This window comes from Mammaliicoccus sp. A-M4 (assembly GCF_022386955.1).
Taxonomy (GTDB): Bacteria; Bacillota; Bacilli; order Staphylococcales; family Staphylococcaceae; genus Mammaliicoccus; species Mammaliicoccus lentus.
The window spans coordinates 15,154-32,321 of the sequence record NZ_JAJNHH010000015.1; the positions used below are offsets into that span (position 1 = coordinate 15,154).

The 17,168-nt window shown below is 30.6% G+C and carries 18 protein-coding genes and 1 pseudogene; 7 read left to right on the forward strand and 12 right to left on the reverse strand.

Annotation, left to right across the window (positions count from 1 at the left end):
- Positions 1-181: 181 nt before the first annotated feature.
- Positions 182-583: an arsenate reductase (thioredoxin) gene (arsC, locus tag LQ682_RS12000; protein ID WP_064210832.1), complete on the forward strand. Its 402-nt coding sequence runs from the start codon at positions 182-184 to the stop codon at positions 581-583.
- Positions 584-627: 44 nt separating this feature from the next.
- Here the strand turns inward: arsC and LQ682_RS12005 are convergent.
- Together LQ682_RS12005 and LQ682_RS12010 are read right to left on the reverse strand one after the other, a co-directional pair.
- Positions 628-978 (reverse strand): annotated as a pseudogene (locus LQ682_RS12005) (ArsR/SmtB family transcription factor).
- An 18-nt stretch (positions 979-996) separates the two neighbouring features.
- Positions 997-1,614 carry a CadD family cadmium resistance transporter gene (locus tag LQ682_RS12010; RefSeq protein WP_239724354.1) on the reverse strand — a complete coding sequence of 206 codons (618 nt, stop codon included), beginning with the start codon at positions 1,612-1,614 and terminating at the stop codon, positions 997-999.
- Positions 1,615-1,860: 246 nt separating this feature from the next.
- On the opposite strand from LQ682_RS12010, the gene LQ682_RS12015 reads away from it, so the two are divergent.
- Positions 1,861-3,150 (forward strand): oligosaccharide MFS transporter, encoded by a 1,290-nt coding sequence (locus LQ682_RS12015; RefSeq protein ID WP_016998422.1) that lies wholly within the window; start codon positions 1,861-1,863, stop codon positions 3,148-3,150.
- 134 nt (positions 3,151-3,284) lie between these two features.
- On the opposite strand, the gene LQ682_RS12020 is transcribed toward LQ682_RS12015, so the two are convergent.
- The 4 genes from LQ682_RS12020 to LQ682_RS12035 all read right to left on the reverse strand — a co-directional run bounded on the left by LQ682_RS12020 (position 3,285) and on the right by LQ682_RS12035 (position 6,054).
- A complete protein-coding gene (locus tag LQ682_RS12020) occupies positions 3,285-3,845 on the reverse strand; it encodes a DNA-3-methyladenine glycosylase I (protein WP_070045506.1) in 561 nt (186 codons plus the stop codon).
- An 8-nt stretch (positions 3,846-3,853) separates the two neighbouring features.
- Complete coding sequence (locus LQ682_RS12025; protein ID WP_239724356.1) at positions 3,854-4,339, reverse strand: DUF1648 domain-containing protein; 486 nt, start codon at positions 4,337-4,339, stop codon at positions 3,854-3,856.
- Between the two features lie 95 nt (positions 4,340-4,434).
- Positions 4,435-5,649: a NupC/NupG family nucleoside CNT transporter gene (locus LQ682_RS12030; protein WP_070045517.1), complete on the reverse strand. Its 1,215-nt coding sequence runs from the start codon at positions 5,647-5,649 to the stop codon at positions 4,435-4,437.
- Positions 5,650-5,835: 186 nt separating this feature from the next.
- Positions 5,836-6,054, reverse strand: coding sequence for a hypothetical protein (locus LQ682_RS12035; protein ID WP_016998426.1), 219 nt, complete (start codon positions 6,052-6,054; stop codon positions 5,836-5,838).
- 234 nt (positions 6,055-6,288) lie between these two features.
- Between LQ682_RS12035 and LQ682_RS12040 the strand changes: the two genes are divergently transcribed.
- The 3 genes from LQ682_RS12040 (at position 6,289) to LQ682_RS12050 (ending at position 9,420) form a co-directional block, all read left to right on the forward strand.
- A complete protein-coding gene (locus LQ682_RS12040) occupies positions 6,289-7,119 on the forward strand; it encodes an aldo/keto reductase (protein ID WP_239724357.1) in 831 nt (276 codons plus the stop codon).
- Between the two features lie 144 nt (positions 7,120-7,263).
- The gene (locus tag LQ682_RS12045; RefSeq protein WP_239724365.1) at positions 7,264-8,196 is read left to right on the forward strand and encodes an aldo/keto reductase; all 933 of its coding nucleotides are present in this window, start codon (positions 7,264-7,266) and stop codon (positions 8,194-8,196) included.
- A gap of 183 nt (positions 8,197-8,379) precedes the next feature.
- Positions 8,380-9,420: an NAD(P)/FAD-dependent oxidoreductase gene (locus LQ682_RS12050; protein WP_239724397.1), complete on the forward strand. Its 1,041-nt coding sequence runs from the start codon at positions 8,380-8,382 to the stop codon at positions 9,418-9,420.
- Positions 9,421-9,788: 368 nt separating this feature from the next.
- Here LQ682_RS12050 and LQ682_RS12055 read toward each other — a convergent pair whose 3' ends face one another.
- The 3 genes from LQ682_RS12055 to glpT form a co-directional block, all read right to left on the reverse strand.
- Positions 9,789-9,959 (reverse strand): hypothetical protein, encoded by a 171-nt coding sequence (locus LQ682_RS12055; RefSeq protein WP_016998430.1) that lies wholly within the window; start codon positions 9,957-9,959, stop codon positions 9,789-9,791.
- Positions 9,960-9,974: 15 nt separating this feature from the next.
- A complete protein-coding gene (locus LQ682_RS12060; protein ID WP_016998431.1) occupies positions 9,975-10,904 on the reverse strand; it encodes an AraC family transcriptional regulator in 930 nt (309 codons plus the stop codon).
- Between the two features lie 201 nt (positions 10,905-11,105).
- Positions 11,106-12,464: a glycerol-3-phosphate transporter gene (gene glpT / locus LQ682_RS12065; protein WP_016998432.1), complete on the reverse strand. Its 1,359-nt coding sequence runs from the start codon at positions 12,462-12,464 to the stop codon at positions 11,106-11,108.
- A gap of 277 nt (positions 12,465-12,741) precedes the next feature.
- Between glpT and LQ682_RS12070 the strand changes: the two genes are divergently transcribed.
- Both LQ682_RS12070 and LQ682_RS12075 read left to right on the forward strand, forming a co-directional pair.
- On the forward strand, positions 12,742-13,284 hold the full coding sequence (locus tag LQ682_RS12070; protein WP_239724366.1) for a hypothetical protein: 543 nt from the start codon (positions 12,742-12,744) through the stop codon (positions 13,282-13,284).
- Positions 13,285-13,496: 212 nt separating this feature from the next.
- Entirely contained in the window at positions 13,497-14,141 is a 645-nt protein-coding gene (locus LQ682_RS12075; protein ID WP_239724374.1) for a FusB/FusC family EF-G-binding protein, read from the forward strand.
- Between the two features lie 585 nt (positions 14,142-14,726).
- On the opposite strand, the gene LQ682_RS12080 is transcribed toward LQ682_RS12075, so the two are convergent.
- The 3 genes from LQ682_RS12080 to LQ682_RS12090 are packed head-to-tail and all read right to left on the reverse strand — an operon-like array spanning position 14,727 to position 17,165.
- Complete coding sequence (locus tag LQ682_RS12080) at positions 14,727-15,329, reverse strand: response regulator transcription factor (RefSeq protein ID WP_147641082.1); 603 nt, start codon at positions 15,327-15,329, stop codon at positions 14,727-14,729.
- A gap of 6 nt (positions 15,330-15,335) precedes the next feature.
- Complete coding sequence (locus LQ682_RS12085; RefSeq protein WP_239724375.1) at positions 15,336-16,433, reverse strand: sensor histidine kinase; 1,098 nt, start codon at positions 16,431-16,433, stop codon at positions 15,336-15,338.
- Entirely contained in the window at positions 16,434-17,165 is a 732-nt protein-coding gene (locus tag LQ682_RS12090; protein ID WP_016998436.1) for an ABC transporter permease, read from the reverse strand.
- Positions 17,166-17,168 lie beyond the last annotated feature (3 nt).

Genomic DNA, 17,168 nt, shown 5'->3' on the forward strand with positions numbered 1-17,168 from the left:
ATATTTAATATAGCTATTACATCAACTTTTTTTGATATAATAACTATAAATTAGATTTTCCAACATTGCAAGTCAAACAATTAACATAGACCTATACCTATATAGATGGTACTCTATTAATAGTTTAGGTTATATATTTATACCTAATGTTTACTATATACTAAAAATGAGGACAATAATTATGACTAACAAAACAATTTATTTTATATGTACTGGTAACTCTTGTCGTAGCCAAATGGCTGAAGGTTGGGGTAAATCTTTACTAGGTGAAGGATGGAATGTATATTCTGCTGGTATAGAAACGCACGGTGTAAATCCTAAGGCAATTCAAGCTATGAAAGAAGTAGACATTGATATTTCAGAACAAACGTCTGATTTAATTGATAATAATATCCTGAAACAATCTGATTTAGTAGTAACATTATGTAGTGATGCAGATAATAACTGCCCTACTATACCAGCCAGTGTCAAAAAAGAACATTGGGGATTTGATGATCCAGCAGGTAAAGATTGGTCAGAATTTCAACGCGTCAGAGATGAAATTGGCGACAGAATAAAACAATTTAAAGAAGTATCGGAATAATAATCTTGTTTGTAACTAAAGGCTGAGACATATGTCTCAGCCTTTTATTTTATAATTATTAAATGTTGTAATAACAATGATTTTATTTCGTTATCTTTAATAAAATAGTAAGCCATCTTCCCCTTTTTATAAAAATTAAGTACATCATTTTTATATAAACTTCTCAAATGATGAGAGGTAGATGCAATACTCATATTTAATGTTACCGATAAATCGCATACACACAACTCTTTTTCTTGAATTAAAGCTAATATAATTTTCAATTTGTTTTCATCACTTATCTTTAGTAATGTATTAATTAATTTTTATGATTTATCTTCATTTATAAACTTCATAGCATTTTCAACTTTCTCTTCATGAATACAAATCACATCACAAGTAATTGTTTTATCCATTTAAATCACTATCCTTTATCATAATATAAAGCTTAACAATGTTGAAATAGTTTTATTTTCAATAACAATAAATACTCCCAAGGCTATATAAATAACAGCCATAATCCAACGACTAAATTTCTCTACAACTTCACCAATTCCAGGTATATTTGCTAAATTCTGAGCTGTGAATACTAAAATAAAAATTAATGTCACAAATACTAACAAAGTGGTTAACAATTCAATACTATTTAACGTTACAAAATATGGAACAAAAAGCCCGATATTATCAGCACCACAACTTGCTACCGTAACTAAAACTACAGTACCAACTAATTTTGATAAACCTTTTTTATTTAATTCTTTCTTGGCTCTTTTTTCTCCCTCACAATCATCATAAATAGCTACTTTAATACCTAAATATATAGGAATTAGACCCAGCAAACCTAAAATCCATTTTTCTGGAACATAATTTAATACAAATGCTAAAAATAAACTCACAATTATTAATATGAGAGAACCTAAATATTGTCCAATATAAATATCTTTATATTCATTTTTAGTGTTTGCCTTAGCAAAATAAATTAAAAGAATTACTAATAAATCAACTGCAGTAGCAACATAAAGCATTGTAGCAGTTATTATTGTCTGAAACATAACACACCTCATTCAAATATATATTTGAATGTATTATAACACTATCCATTGTAAAATCATAAACCGCTATACTCTATTCCCTCTTTAACCCCCTTCTTACTCACTCCTTTTATACATATATCCTCTTTACTATTTGGAATCAAGGCTAATATTATATTTATGTCAACCGGTTGACATTCGATTATTGTAAATATATAATACTTTTAACGAAAACGTTTTCAAATAAAGTTAAAGAGGAGAACTGGTATGAACAAGTATTTTCAAAACTTCCAAAATGTTTCTTATTTACAAAGTTCTATGACAATGTTTTTATATTTTGCATCATGGTCTATTTGGTGGTCTCTATTCCAAATTTGGCTTGCATCAGAAGATAATGGTTTAGGATTATCAGGTAGAGAAATCGGTACAATATATTCAGTAAACTCATTTGTAACAATTTTATTTTTATTTGGTTATGGAATAATACAAGACAAGCTTGTTATTAAAAGAACATTAATTATTTTCTGTGCTTCTATGTCTGTATTAGTTGGTCCATTTTTTACTTTAGTATATAAAAGTTTGATTCAAAATCATTTCTTTATTGGTGTAATAGTAGGTTCTATCTTCCTTTCTGCTGGATTCCTCTCTGCAACTGGTGTTTACGAAACAGTTTCAGAGAAACTAAGCCGTTTATTTAATTTTAAATACGGTCAAGCTAGAGCTTGGGGTTCTGTTGGATATGCGATATCAGCTTTAGTTGCAGGTCATTTGTTTGTTATAGATCCTGAGCTTAATTTTTGGTTAGGTTCTTTAATAGCTTTAGTACTATTATTAATTCTTATTTTTTGGAGATCTAAAAGTGAGAAGGTTAAAATTAGAAATTTACGAGATAATCCTGGGGACGATGCTATACCATCAGCTCGAGACTTCATGAGGACACTTAAAATGAAACATCTGTGGATTGTAATGTTGTTCATTATGTTTACAGCTACTTTCTACGGTATTTATGATGGGCAAATGTTCCCAGATTTCTATACAAAACTATTTGATGATCCAAAAACTGGGCAAACTATGTATGGTAATTTAAATGCTATTCAAGTGTTCTGTGAAGCTTTAATGATGGGGGTTGTTCCTATTATCATGATGAAAATAGGAGTAAAACCTACATTGATGCTTGGCGTTTCAGTCATGTTTCTTAGAATAGGTTTAAGCGCTGCTACCGATAGTACTGTTTTAATGTCTATGATTAAAATGATGCATGCGTTAGAAGTACCATTATTTATGTTACCGGCATTTAGATATATCACATTACACTTCGATCCAAAGTTATCAGCAACACTATATCTAGTAGGTTTACAAATATCTGGACAAATCGGTTCAGTAATACTTTCTACACCATTAGGTATGTTAAGAGATGCTGTTGGTTACAATTATACATTTATCATTATTTCTGTCATCGTAATGGTTGCAGGTATATTCGGGCTGTTTATGCTGAAAAATGATGATGAAATGGTCGATGGAGATGCGTTTATTAGAAATGCTCAAATAACGAATTAATATAGTTCTTCTTTTCTCTTGGAAACAAAAAAGATAAATAAAACGAGTCTGGAACATTTTTAATGTTTCAGACTCGTTTGTTATATTGTAAGAACTGTTTTTTTAAAATAAGGTTTCTGTCCCACTCCCTAATTTTATCTATTATAAGTATGGAAAGGACAAGTTATAATATGATCATCAATTATGCCTATGCTTTGTAGAAAAGAATATACGATTTTTGGGCCGACAAACTTAAATCCACGCTTTTTCAAGTCTTTACTAAGTTGAATGGATAGTTCTGATTCTGCAGGTACTTCATTAATATCCTTCCATTCGTTTATTATAGGTTCATTTTTTACATAAGACCATAAAAAGTTAGATAAACTGCCCCACTCTTCTTGAAGTTTTATCACTTGCACTGCATTGTTTCGAACGGACTTTAACTTTCCCATATGTTTTATGATATTATATTGTTCTTTAATGTCTTCAATTTCTTTGTCTGTTAGTTCGGAACATTTTTTTATATCGAAGTTATGAAAGGCTTCTTGATAATCTTTTCGTTTTTGAATGACAGTTTCCCATGACAATCCTGCTTGAGCGCCTTCTAGCGATAGCATTTCAAATATATATTGGTCATCTTTACTCACCCTACACCATTCATTTTTGTGATAATCTTTCATTAAGTCGCTTTTAGGCCAAGTGCATTCTTGAATCATTCCATCACCTATTCTTCTTTTTTCTTCTTATCTAAATCATAGTTATGTATCATAGATAATAAAATTGTTACACCAAATATACCCAATATAATTATTGCTTCCCACATTCCTAGGTTAAATGGCTTACCGTATGCTGTATATATACCTTTAATAGCTAGATATGAAAATAAGGCTACTGTTTCAAATTTCAGAACATCTATTAAAAACTTAGCACTTGAAATCTGCTCGTTACTCGGTGGACCATATAATGTAGAAACATTTATATACCGATCCAATTTAGTCCCACGTGTTATGAAATGTAATACTCCCCAGATTATTAGACCTAAAGTTGGTAAAAAGAAAATAAAGGCTTTTATAGCCCAAGCATCCGCTTCGCCTGAGACATTATAATGACTTGGAATTTCACTAGGCAACGAAGGATAATTAATCAATATAATTAATAGAGTAGCAATCCATAAACATATACCAGAAATATCTAAAATTCGTTTAATCACGGTTTGTCCTCCTTATTAAAAAAAGCAACAAGTACACTATAAGTGCTTGCTGCTTTTAAAATTAACTTATTAAATAGATTATCGCTTATTTAAGTTTACCAAGCAAATAATCCGACGAATGCTGCTGTTAATAGTGATACTAATATACCTGATAACAACATCATTGGCACATATTTAGAAACAAAGTTAGATACATCATCTTTAACGATACCTTTTAAAGTACCAATTATCATTCCAATTGTAGAGAAGTTAGCAAATGATACTAAGAATGTACTGATAACTGCAGCTCTATGCGTAGAATATTCACCTATTTCTTTGCTGATAGTGCTCATAACTACGAACTCATTCGTTACAATTTTGAGCGCCATTTGTTGTGCTACAACCCAAGCTTCTCCGAACGGCAAGCCTAATAGCAATGCAAATGGATACATAAAGATACCAAGTATATACTCTAATCTTATTTCTGGTAAATATGGAATAGGATCCATAATGCCTAATAATTTATTTATCAAGTCTGCTATCGCAACAAATGCAATAACGAATGCGATAATGATTAATACCAATTTACCGGCGTTAATAACTGAATCTCCTAAGAATGAGAAGAATGGTTGTTTTTCTCCTTCGTCTATTTCAGCTACCACATCCTCTTCTGGATCTAAATCAAATGGATTTAATATTGTTGTAACGATGATTGCATTAATGATGTTTAATGGAATAGCTGTTAATACAAATTCTCCCGGAATCATTTGTATGTAAGAACCAACAATCGCACCTGAAACGGAACTCATAGACATCATTGCAACTGTTAATACTCTCACTTTATTCATAGATGTTAATTGTTTAGATGATACTGCTAAAGCTTCTGTGTTTCCTAAAAACATCATTTCAATTGAGAAGAATGATTCAAATTTAGGTTGTCTTGTTATTTTTGAAATGACTAAACCTAAGAATGAGATAAATTTAGGTAATATACCTAAGTACATTAAAATATCAAATACTGGTACTACAAGTAGAATTGGTAATAAAGCAGAAACTGCCATATCCATTTTTCCTGGTCCCGGTGCTACAAAACTGTCGAATGCAAACCCAATACCTGAGAATGCAGACTCTAATAACCATGACACGCCATCTGCCGCACTTTTAACAAATTTTGCCCCGAATGAAAATTGAGTGAAGAACCATGCTAATACTAAGTTAATAACAATAAGTATTAGAACCGATTTCCAATCAATATTCTTCTTATCCCTAGAAAAAAGAAAAGCGACTCCAATGAATATTAACAAACCAATTATATTGATGATTAAAAACATCGTTATTTGTCCACCTTTATGATTAATTAAAAACAACATCATTATACCATGCATAACCTATGTATGTTACTAGATTTAAGAAAGAATTTTACAAATTTTTAATAAATTATGACATATAAAAAGCAATTGAGCACAGTGGCTCAATTGCTATAACTTTTAATCATTATTTGCTTTATATTCTTTTTGTTATTTGTATGTTTGGTCAAATTGATCAAATTGATTAATAGATTGATCGCATTTCATACTTATAGCTAAATACACTATATAACCAGAAACCAGTACCATGATTAAAGTATAAACTGTTAACACATAAATATTTGAAATAATAAATGTATTAAACAGCAACAACATGAGTATCAATATCGCATCTATAATGCTTAATGAAATGACACATACGCGTTCCATACTAACCCTTCTTTACTTCATAATATGACCTCTAGCTCATAGCTATACTGTCTTACGCAATGAGATACATGTTACTACAAAGTTATAGTGAATTCAATACGTTTTCAAGAAGTTTTTTTAAAAGAATTTTACCGACTTTTATTTATTTTTGAAATCTAAAAATTCAATCTATTTATTATAATATGATATAGTTTGATATATAGTAAACATAAAAATATTGGAGGCGTTTTTTTCATGGAAAATTATAATTTAATTGATGGACACGTAATACCTCAAGTCGGTTTTGGTACATATAAATTGAATGGCGCATCAGGTGTTCATGCAATTGTAAATGCACTTAACAATGGTTATAGAGTATTAGATACTGCATATAACTATGAAAATGAAGGTACTGTAGGTAAAGCGATGCAGCAAAGTCATGTTAGTCGCGATCAAATTATTGTTACCTCTAAATTACCTGGTCGCTATCATAGTTATGAGCAAGCAGCTAGAACAATTCAAGAATCTATATACCGTCTTGGCGTTGAGTACATTGATTTATATTTAATTCATTGGCCAAATCCTAAACAAGGTTTATACGTAGAAGCTTGGAAGGCATTAATTGAAGCTCAAAAAATGGGACTGGTAAAATCAATTGGTGTTTGTAACTTCTTACCAGAACATCTTGAAACTTTAGAAAAAGAAACAGGTGTACTACCGGCTGTTAACCAAATTGAACTGCATCCGTACTTTAATCAGAAAGATGCTATTAAATATCATGAAGAAAAAGGCATCATAACTGAAGCATGGAGCCCGTTAGGTCGTGCATCAGAAGTTATTCACGATAAAAACATCGAACAAATCGCAGAAAAATATAATAAAACAATTCCACAAATTATATTAAAATGGCATGTGCAAAATGGTGTAGTTCCAATTCCTAAGTCAACATCAAACGCAAGACAAATACAAAATCTTGATATTTTCGACTTCTACATAGAATCAGAAGATTTACACACTATAGACAATTTAACTAAATCTGATGGTAGACTAAAAGACCAAGATCCAGCAGAATACGAAGAGTTTTAATAACAAAATTAATTAAAGGAGTCTGGGTCATAAATAATTGTTCCAGACTCTCTTTTTGTATTGGCAGTAGCTTTAAGCATTAACCTTTAAATAAGTCTTAGTTAAATGATAAGGTATATATATAAAAGATAAGGAGTGATTTTTGTGACAGAGCTTTCAAAATTAGGTAAAACAGATATCAAAGTTAATCCAATTGGTTTAGGTACAAATGCTGTTGGTGGGCACAATTTATATCCAAATCTTGATGAAGAACAAGGTAAAGATGTTGTGAGAGCAGCAATTGAAAATGGTGTTACCCTTCTAGATACTGCGTTTATATATGGACCAGGTCGTTCTGAAGAACTCGTTGGAGATGTTGTCAAAGAATACAATAGAGAAGATGTTGTAATCGCAACTAAGGGTGCTCATTATTTTGACGGCGATGAAACAAAACTCTCCAATGACCCTGAATTTTTAAAAGAACAAGTGGAAAATAGTCTAAAAAGATTACAAACTGATTATATAGATTTATATTATATACATTTTCCAGATGAAGACACACCAAAAGATAAAGCAGTAGCAACACTACAAGAATTAAAAGAACAAGGTAAAATTAAAGCAATTGGTGTTTCAAACTTTAGTTTAGAACAATTAAAAGAAGCAAATAAAGATGGACATGTTGATGTCGTACAATTAGAATATAACTTATTAAATAGAGAAAACGAAGAAATTTTAAATTATACAGCAGAAAACAATATTACTTTTATCCCTTACTTCCCATTGGTTTCTGGACTATTAGCGGGTAAATATGATGAAAATACAACATTTAATGACTTAAGAGCAGATAATCCAGAATTCCAAGGTGAACGATTTAAAGAAAATCTTAAAAAAGTCGATAAATTACGTGATATTGCTAAAGAACACAATGTTGAAGTTGCACACATTGTACTTGCTTTCTATTTAACAAAACCATCATTAGATGTTATTATTCCAGGTGCTAAACGTAAAGACCAAGTCATCGATAATTTAAAAACTTTAGATGTAAAATTAACAAAAGAAAACTTAGATACAATTGAAAAATTATTCCCAGTTGAATAATTTTTAGGATTTAACTGAAAATAAAATATTATATATTCGAAATTACCCACCTAAATTATAACTTTAGTGGGTAATTTTTTATTTATTAAATTATTACAATCTATTCAATGATATTGATTATCATTTGCAGATGTAGGATAATACTCGTAAGTAGAAAAATAGGAGGAATCACGATTTATGAATATAACAGACGTTACGATTATTGGCGGGGGTCCAGCAGGTTTGTTCGCAAGCTTCTATTCGGGATTAAGAGGAATGAGCGTAAGAATTGTTGATTTCCAAGATAAATTGGGTGGGAAAATGCATGTGTATCCAGAAAAAGTTATATGGGATATTGGTGCACTTGCTCCAAAACCTTGTTATGAAGTTATACAAGATCTAGTAGAACAAGGGTTACATTTTAATCCTGAAGTATGTTTAGGGGAAAAAGTAGTAGACATTCAAAAAGTAGAAGAACAACATTTCATAATATCTACAGATAAAGAAAATGAATATCATTCAAAATCTATAATTATTGCTGTCGGCGGCGGAATTATTAAACCACTTACACTTGATATAGAAGGTGCAGAGCGTTTTGAACTATCAAACTTAAACTATGTTGTACAATCTATCCAAAAATATAAAGATAAACATATATTAATTTCAGGTGCTGGGAACTCAGCTCTAGACTGGGCTTGTGACCTATCTGAATATGCTAAAAGTGTTACAATCTGTTATAGAAAAGAAGAAATATCAGGTCACGAACACATGAAAAATCTCCTAGAAAAATTAGACGTTATTAAGAAACCTAGTATGGTCATCAAACAGTTAAACAGTCAGCCAGATAAACCTGTTATTTCAGAAGTTGTGTTAGAACATGTTGAAACGAAAGAACAAGAAGTGATTCCAGTTGAAGAAGTGATTATTAGTCATGGTTTCGATCGTGAATCTGAATTGCTACACAATGCACAAACAAAAGTTAACTTAGTAAATGATTTCTTTATTGAAGGCTTAGGTAATACACAAACGTCAGTACAAGGTATCTTTGGAGCTGGAGATATTCTTAAACACGATGCAAAAGCACACCTTATCGCATCATGTTTCAATGACGCAGCTAATGCAGCAAACTTAGCTAAAAGTTATATAGATCCTGAAGCACAGGCAGGCGGCCGTGTATCAAGCCACAACGATATTTTCAAAGAAAAAAATAAAGAAGTTATTAAAAAATATATTTCACAATCATAAATGTATAGCAAACCACCGATTCATTAGTTGAATCGGTGGTTTTAATTGGACTGAGTATGTTAAAGGGAGATCAAATGTTGCACGTGAACCTCGTCTTGCAACATTCTCACCTTATATGTTGCACGTGAACCTCGTCTTGCAACATTCTCACCTTATATGTTGCACGTGAACCTCGTCTTGCAACATCCTCACCTTATATGTTGCATGTGAACCTCGTCTTGCAACATTCTCACCTTATATGTTGCACGTGAACCTCGTCTTGCAACATCCTCACCTTATATGTTGCATGTGAACCTCGTCTTGCAACATTCTCACCTTATATGTTGCACGTGCGCCTCGTCTTGCTACATAGAACTTCATATATGTGTTCAACTCAAATATACTAAACTATAAACAAGCATGATAATACCTCCAAGCAACATAGCTATACTTGGTAAAAGGTTCTTTTTCTTATTTTCATTATTATCTGTTATGTCTTTTATTATAGAAGTCACCGCTATGATAATTAACATTATCATAGCAATATATGCTACTATCATCTTCTTGTCTCCTTTTTATTTTAACAATAACATTTCTTTATCTTGTTGAATATCTGTATTTATATATGTTGTTTTAAAATATTTTAGATACGATTTAATTTCATCTATACTTAGTTTCTTTTCGTAGTCTATTTCGTTATAAAAATTTTGTCTTGCAAATTTCGTGTTTTCACTCTGAAACATTGTTCGATACTTTTTAGGTGTTATACCATAATGTAATTTAAATGAGCTAATGTATGCTGACACGTTATAAAATCCATGTTTTTCTGATATATCAATGACTTTTTCATTTGTATGAATCAAATCGTAAATACTATTCAATAACCTAATATCCGTTAAATAATCTTTAAAATTCATACCCATTTGTTCTTTAAACATTTTTGAAAAATAAGACTCCGATAAATGATATTTAGATGTAAAAGTGTTCATAGTGATTTTCTCATTATAGTTAATATAAATATAGTTCTTGATTTCTTCGATGACAGGGTGTAAACCTTCAGTAGAAATTGTGTCCATATCATAAGAAAATTCGAAACTCGTTTTTATATTCTCTACTATATATAGTAATGTTTTTAATATTTTAATATTTTTATCGTCATCTTTTGTTAAATATATACTGCAAAGTTGAATTAACTGCTCTCTCAGTTGAATCGTTTCTGATTGGTTTTTCAATTGGAATTGATTAGTTAATAATTCAGGAATAAGGTTATCAAGTAGTGATTCATAAAAATGTATTTGTACGACGATATTTCCTTCAGAAACATCCAACTTATAACATTCATTATGCTTCAATAAAAATATTTCTCCTTCTCGATAAGTTGTACTTTCAGAATTGATGGTCAACATAACTTGCCCTTTTAACACCACAAAGAAAGATAATCCATTATGATTTCTATATTTAGTTGCAGAGTATTTAAAGTATTTGATTTCGTATATATTTTTCATACCAAAAACTCCTAATAAAATATTTTTTTATTTTTAAAAGCATTGCTAAATTTAGCATTAATATTTTAACTTGTTTTACAATAAATTGAAATTAAATTCTTTATATTTTTTGAATTTTTTTGTTTTATTAGATAATGAAAAATACACTCTAAAAAATGAAACCATTCATCTTTTAGAGTGTATTATATATTTTATAGTATTTTATTTTACAATTTCTTGTCCACGTTTATTCCATGTGAATATAAAGCTTAACATTGCTAACACACTTACAATTGTTAACAATAAGAAACCAGAATCCCATCCTAAGTTATCTACAACAAGACCCATGATAATATTAGCCATAACTGCACCACCTAAATAGCCAAACAAACCTGTTAGTCCTGCTGCAGTACCTGCCGCTTTTTTAGGTACATAGTCTAATGCTTGTAAACCAATTAACATTACTGGTCCATAGATTAAAAAGCCTATTGCGATTAAAGCAATATTATCCACCAATGGATTTCCAGGAGGATTTAGCCAATAAATAACAACGGCTATTGTTACACCTAACATGAATATGAAGCCAGCTGGTCCCCTTCTACCTTTAAATACTTTATCTGAAATATATCCACATAATAATGTACCTGGTATACCTGCCCATTCATATAAGAAATAAGCCCAACCAGATGCATTTAAATTAAAATCTTTTTCTTCGCTTAAATAAGTTGGAGCCCAATCAAGCACACCATACCTTACAAAATAAACAAATATATTTGCAATTGCTATCATCCAAACCCATTTATTATTTAGTACATATTTAAACAATATTTCTTTAGTTGTCAGTTCTACTTCTAATGTTTCTCTATTTTCATTTGGATAATCTTGTCTATAATCTTCAATTGGTGGTAATCCCATCGATTGAGGTGTATCTCTAACAAGAATATATGACACTAAAGCAATAATTAGTGCGAGTATTGCTGGATAAATAAATGCCCCTTCGAATCCTTTTAAATATCCAAATGAAAGTGTACCTGTGATAGAGATACCTAATAGAGCAAGTGGAGCCATTAACCCGCCACCCACATTATGTGCAACGTTCCAAATTGCAGTCTTACTTCCACGTTCACTCACACTATACCAATGTACAAGCACTCTGCCTGATGGCGGCCATCCCATACCTTGGAACCAACCGTTTAGGAATAGCATGATAAACATAATCGTAACGCTTGATGTTAAGACAGGAATAAAACCCATCAATAAGTTAACAATAGCAGTTAATACAAGTCCTAAAGTTAAAAATATTCTCGCATTACTCCGGTCACTAATGGTTGCCATAACAAATTTACTAAACCCGTAAGCGATTGAAATAGCTGATAAGGCAAAACCTAATTCTGATTTGCTAAATCCTTCATCAATTAAAGCAGGCATCGCGAGTGAAAAGTTCTTACGTAATAAATAATAACCTGCATACCCTAAGAAGATCCCAATAAATACTTGGAGTCTCAGTTTTTTATACGTATCGTCTACCTCTTCTTTAGGTAAAGGTTCAATATGTTTAGCTGGCTTTAGAAAATTGAACATGCTTTAAACCTCCTCGAATATTAATTTTTTGTAAAGTTTGTTAAGGAATTGTAAAATCTCGTTTCTTAACCCAATAATAGATATTGGTATTGCTAAAGTCAATGACATTTAAACTATTTTATTTTGATACTTTTATTGTATACAGCTATGTTAAAATGTTTTATATATGGTCAAAATACGTTAGATAATGATTTGTACATACTTTCTAATAAAACGATATTGAAAAAATTATTCGTACTGAAATACATATTTTAACGAATACGAAGGAGGACAAATCATGAACTTTATTGTCTGGCTTATTATCTTCTGTGAAATCGCATTTTGGGTAGTTATCTTATTAGGTTTGGTTACAAGATATATATTTAAACGTAAAAATCTCGGTTTATTCTTCTTAGCATTAACACCCGTGCTAGATTTAATATTGCTTGTTTCAACAAGTTTAGATTTATACCACGGTGCTACCGCAGAACTACCTCACGCTATTGCAGCAGTGTACATTGCAGTTTCAATTGTATTCGGTAAAAGTATGATTCAATGGGCGGATGAAAGATTTCAGTATTATATTATGAAAGAAGGTCCAAAACCTTATAAACCGAAAGGCATTGCTTATGCTAAACAATACGGAAAAAGCTGGGTTAAACACTTAATATCTTATATTTTAGGAACTGGTATATTACATCTTATTATTTTTATCATTCACGACCCCAAACGTACAGAAGCAATGGATGATGTCATTAATTTATGGACAATTGTAATTATAATAGATTTAATCATCGCAATAAGTTATTTCATATGGCCACCACACGATAAAAAAGCTTAAAATTATAAGCGTCAAAAAATTTAAAACAGATAAAGTATATGGCAAAATACTTTATCTGTTTTTTCTTTCTCCAATTTTGTATGTTGAAATGCTAACTAATAAAGACTATACTTGTTTCTGATAAGGAGGGATCTCAAGATGCTATTAAATGTGTCATGTTCTCTACAATTATTCATACCCAAAGTTCAAATTAAAATAAGAAGGGATTAATTATGAATAATTTTATTCAACCATATCAATATATAAGTATTAAAGAACATTCAGAAAAACTATTTAACGTATATAAATCAGTCAATGACCCAAAAACAATCGATACTTTTCAAGCAATAACAAACGATCATATAGAACAACTTTTCACAGAAAAATATTCTGAAGTAGATAATTTCATAAACATCATTATGAATCCAAAAATCAATCGTTCACAAATTGAAAAAGTATTGCTTGGCTTAAAAGTTTATGTCATTCCTTTTCAACAACCGTCATCTAAACAAATAGAAAAAGTCTTCAAAAAGACTAAAAAACTTAAACAACCAGATTGGGATAACATTGATTTAAAAGAAACATCATATATCGGATGGAACGATTCTGGAAAACAGAAAAAATATATCATCATGTATGAAGATGATAAATTGACTGGTGTAGTTGGTGATTTATCTACAACTATTAAACCAGGTGTATGTAGTATTTGTAAGAAAGAATCTAATGTTTCCATGTTCTTATCAACTACGAAATCTAAAGGCGATGGCACATATACAAAGAACGGCAATTATATATGTCACGATAGTATTCGCTGTAACCAACAATTAGATCAACTAGAAGGTCTATACGATTTCATACGCACAGTTAAAATGAAATAATGAATGAAAACAAAGGATCCAGGACAAATTTATGTTCTGGATCCTTTGTTATATATGAGGGTATTATAGTGCCTCTAATGGGCAATAAATTTCAGTCTAGCACGTTACATTTTCTAACGGGCTAGTGAATGTAAACAAGCACGTTAGCGCATTATTCTCAATCATCTTAATGTAATTTTATCCTAAATTCATAAGATACTCTGCTCTTACGGGCAAGAAATTTGGGATTAGCACGTTACATTTTCTTACGGGCTAGTCGTTGTAAACAAGCACGTTAGCGCTTGATTCTTCATCACCTTAATGTAATTTTATCCTAAATTCATTGGATACTCTGCTCTTACGGGCAAGAAATTTCAGTCTAGCACGTTACATTTTCTAACGGGCTAGTGAATGTAAACAAGCACGTTAGCACATTATTCTTCATCTTTATTATGTGATTTCACCCTAAATTCATTGGATACTCTGCTCTTACGGGCAAGAAATTTCAGTCTAGCACGTTACATTTTCTTACGGGCTTGTGGTTGTAAACAAGCACGTTAGCGCATTATTCTTCATCTTTATTTGGATTTATATACTAAACTCTTTTTATATCCAACCTTTTTCTATAGCAATTTGCCAAGCGTCGAAACGGTTTTCCGCTTCTAATTTTTCTATGATTGTCGATGTGTAATTTCTTATCGTCCCATCTGACAAAAATAGTTCTTTAGAAATCTCTTTGCTCGATAATCCTTTTCCAATCTTTTTAAGTACTAGTTGCTCTTTAGGATTTAAAGGGTTTTTATATTTAAGCATAGAAGTCATTAATGTTTCGCTATATTCCTTTTTACCATCCATTACATTTTTTATAGTTGTAACTAATTCATCTATTGAACGCTCTTTAAGTACGTATGCATCAATATCATTTGCAACTGCACTTTCAAAATATCCGGGGCGCTTAAATGTAGTCACGATAATAACTTTCGTATCCATATTAGACTCTTTAATTGCTTTTAATACTTCTAGACCTGTCATTTTCGGCATTTCTACATCTAATATCGCTACATCTGGTTTCTTTTCTTTTATTAATGTGAGTGCACTTTCTCCATTTGCAGTATCACCCAAGATTTCTAATTCATCGTTTAATTCCATAAGCTGTACCATGGCTTTTCTCAACATTTCTTGATCTTCAGCTATGACAATTGAAATCATAATGTATCATCCCCCTTTTGGTAAGCTAATTGTCATTTTAAAGCCATCATCTATATTATTCACTTCCAAATCCCCATTAAATACATTGATTCTTTGCTTAATGCTATTAAAATCATTATCGTTTATTTTTTTCATACCTTTGCCATCATCTTCAATAACCATAATAATATTTTGATCATTTTCTATAATTGTCCCTGTTACTTTTGTTGCTTGAGCGTGTTTTATCACATTATTTATTGCTTCTCTTAAAACCATAGATAATGCTGATTGCTTTGTAGGGCTGAGTATACTAGCACGAATTGCATGATTAAATTCAAACGATAAATTTGCATTTTTTAATAATGTGTCCATTGTTTCTACTTCTTCTTCAAAAGATTGAAGTTTCAAGTCATCAACTATCGCTCTTACTTTTACTAGAGCTTCCTTAGATAATTCATTAACTGATGCCATTTCTTCTTTAGCTTGTTCGATATCATTATCAGCTAACTTCATCGCTAATTCAGACTTAATACTTAAACTAGCAAATACATGACCTAAAGTATCATGTAAGTCTTGACCAATACGATTTCTTTCTTGTTCAGCAATTAATATATTAATATGTTCGTTTTTACTATTAATTTCTTTTTTTAACTTATCAGCTTCAATAGCTTTAAAGTTACCTAACAAAAGCAAAATAAAAACAATACTCATAGGAGAAAGAATAAACAAATAATCTTTATAATCAAGTACAACTATCGTTAGGCTCAATGAAAATGCAATGAAATACATAAGCACTTCAATAGAATTTAGCTTTACCTGAAAAGCATAAGGTATAATGAATGCCCCATAAAAGAAGAACATAATATCAAAAGCATGGAAAAATGCCACAAAATATATAATTCCTAAAAAGTGAATCAATAGTAATACTCTTCTTAATTTAACCTTTTCCGTTAAATCTTCATAAATCATAATCAAATAACTTAAAATAAAAAGGATGGTAACAAAAATACCACCCCATAAAGGACCTTTATAGCTTAATAGAGTTAAACTCAGTATTGGAAAAATCAAATAAACGGTGTTTGCAGTACCTATTGGATTCGCTTTAACTTTATCTAATATGGACAATTAAATCACTTCCGTTTTTTTACGTATAAATAATGCTGTACTTATAAATATTATACAATAAACTATTAAAATAAATAGAGATTCATAGTGAAAGCTACCGCTCGTTGTAAAAGAAAGTGAGAGCTCTCTTAAATTATAAGTTGGTGTTAAATAAGAAATTTCTTTTAGCCAATTTGGAAATTGGTCTGTAGGAAACCATAGTCCTCCTATTACAGCAAGACCTAAATACAGGATATTCGCTATTGCACTAGCTTTTTGAATATCTTTAATTTGTGATATGAGCACTCCTATAGATAAGAACATGCTTGATCCTATCCATAATAAAATAGCTGATCCTATCCATTCTCCTATAGACATCTCAACACCTTTATACAACGCTCCAGTTACAAATAAAGCAATTATAGACATACAAAACATGCACATTAATTTCATAATTTTACCAGCATAATAATGTATTGGAGATAAAGGTGTTTTAAACAGATTTTTAGCCCAACCTAATTTCTTATCTTCAATCATTTCAAGTGGGAAAGTCATGATACAGAAACTGCTTAAACTAAAAGTCGCCATGCTAAACATATATTCTTTGTAAAACTTTGCTTCATATTCCTTTGGTAAATCTAACATAGCTGTGAAAATTAAATAAAAAACAAGTGGTAACATAATTGAAAGTATTAAATATGCTTTCTTTCTAGACAATAAAATGAGTTCAGATTTAAAGTAAGCCCATAACATAGG

Excerpts from the sequence above, each read along its gene's own strand:
- arsC (WP_064210832.1), top strand. The coding sequence starts at position 182 with ATGACTAACAAAACAATTTATTTTATATGTACTGGTAACTCTTGTCGT.
- LQ682_RS12010 (WP_239724354.1), bottom strand. The coding sequence starts at position 1,614 with ATGTTTCAGACAATAATAACTGCTACAATGCTTTATGTTGCTACTGCA.
- LQ682_RS12015 (WP_016998422.1), top strand. The coding sequence starts at position 1,861 with ATGAACAAGTATTTTCAAAACTTCCAAAATGTTTCTTATTTACAAAGT.
- LQ682_RS12020 (WP_070045506.1), bottom strand. The coding sequence starts at position 3,845 with ATGATTCAAGAATGCACTTGGCCTAAAAGCGACTTAATGAAAGATTAT.
- LQ682_RS12030 (WP_070045517.1), bottom strand. The coding sequence starts at position 5,649 with ATGTTTTTAATCATCAATATAATTGGTTTGTTAATATTCATTGGAGTC.
- LQ682_RS12035 (WP_016998426.1), bottom strand. The coding sequence starts at position 6,054 with ATGGAACGCGTATGTGTCATTTCATTAAGCATTATAGATGCGATATTG.
- LQ682_RS12040 (WP_239724357.1), top strand. The coding sequence starts at position 6,289 with ATGGAAAATTATAATTTAATTGATGGACACGTAATACCTCAAGTCGGT.
- LQ682_RS12055 (WP_016998430.1), bottom strand. The coding sequence starts at position 9,959 with ATGATAGTAGCATATATTGCTATGATAATGTTAATTATCATAGCGGTG.
- LQ682_RS12060 (WP_016998431.1), bottom strand. The coding sequence starts at position 10,904 with ATGAAAAATATATACGAAATCAAATACTTTAAATACTCTGCAACTAAA.
- glpT (WP_016998432.1), bottom strand. The coding sequence starts at position 12,464 with ATGTTCAATTTTCTAAAGCCAGCTAAACATATTGAACCTTTACCTAAA.
- LQ682_RS12070 (WP_239724366.1), top strand. The coding sequence starts at position 12,742 with ATGAACTTTATTGTCTGGCTTATTATCTTCTGTGAAATCGCATTTTGG.
- LQ682_RS12075 (WP_239724374.1), top strand. The coding sequence starts at position 13,497 with ATGAATAATTTTATTCAACCATATCAATATATAAGTATTAAAGAACAT.
- LQ682_RS12080 (WP_147641082.1), bottom strand. The coding sequence starts at position 15,329 with ATGATTTCAATTGTCATAGCTGAAGATCAAGAAATGTTGAGAAAAGCC.
- LQ682_RS12090 (WP_016998436.1), bottom strand. The coding sequence starts at position 17,165 with ATGTTATGGGCTTACTTTAAATCTGAACTCATTTTATTGTCTAGAAAG.